The organism is Enterococcus sp. RTP21361st1_A6_RTP21361_211029, from assembly GCF_040910045.1.
GTDB lineage: Bacteria > Bacillota > Bacilli > Lactobacillales > Enterococcaceae > Enterococcus_D > Enterococcus_D gallinarum.
On sequence record NZ_JBDGBK010000232.1, the window covers coordinates 1 to 1,066 of the forward strand.

Genomic DNA, 1,066 nt, shown 5'->3' on the forward strand with positions numbered 1-1,066 from the left:
TATATTTTAGAACAAGCAGTTAAAGCAGGTTTTGTAACAGAGGATAATTTGTATCTGGATTCTACCCACATCAAAGCTAACGCCAATAAACATAAGTTTACGAAAGAAATGACCCATGATGAAGCGAAAGCCTATCAGGATGAATTAGAAGATGAGATCAATCGTCAACGAATAGAGGCTGGAAAACGCCCTTTTACTTTGGACTTAGAAAAGGAAGTGAAGCTGAAAGAAAGAAAAATAAGTAAAGCTGATCCGGAAAGCGGCTACTACGTCAAAGGCGAACGAGAAAAACAATTTGCTTATTCTGCCCATACTTCATGCGACGACAATGGATTTATTCTTAGCACAATCATCACTCCTGGAAATATTCATGACAGTCAAGTCGCCTTTCAGCTCGTCAAACAATCGAAGAGACTTTTTCCTGAAATCAATTGTGTTGTCGCTGATGCTGGGTATAAGACACCTAAGTTTGTTCACTTTTTGACTCATTTGAACCTTCGACCTTGTTTGCCTTATTCAAGGCCCAAAGGGAAAAAGGGGCTATTATCAAAAAATGAGTTTCTCTATGACGAGTATTTTGATTGTTATATTTGTCCGCAAGATCAAATGCTCGCTTTTTCAACGGTTACTCGAGAAGGGTACCGAGAATACAAATCCAATCCAAAAGAATGTGTGAACTGTCCTCTGCTAAACCAATGTACCAAAAGTAAAAATCATCAACGAGTCATCACGAGACATGTTTGGGGAGATCTGATGGATGAAGTGGAACATCTTCGCCTAACAGATCTGAATAAATCAATTTACAAAAAACGGAAACAAACGATTGAACGAATATTTGCGGATGCAAAAGAAAAGCATGGGATGCGTTGGACCAAGTATCGAGGCTTGGAAAAAGTCGCGACGCATACGATGCTAGTGTTTGCTGCAATGAATTTAAAGAAATTAGCCACCTGGCTATGGAAAGGCAAGGAGCCTTTATTTTTTTGTTCAAAAATTCGAAACGAAGTAGATAAAAAGCTGTTCCAAGCTCGAGTTACGAGTTTGGAACAGCTTTTGTCTACAGTCT

General features: G+C 38.9%; 1 protein-coding gene. It reads left to right on the forward strand.

The window, feature by feature from the left end; translation table 11 throughout:
• Nucleotides 1–1,066: IS1182-like element ISEfa7 family transposase (locus tag AB5Z52_RS17290; protein WP_060776089.1), on the forward strand; the 1,066-nt coding region annotated here is incomplete at both ends.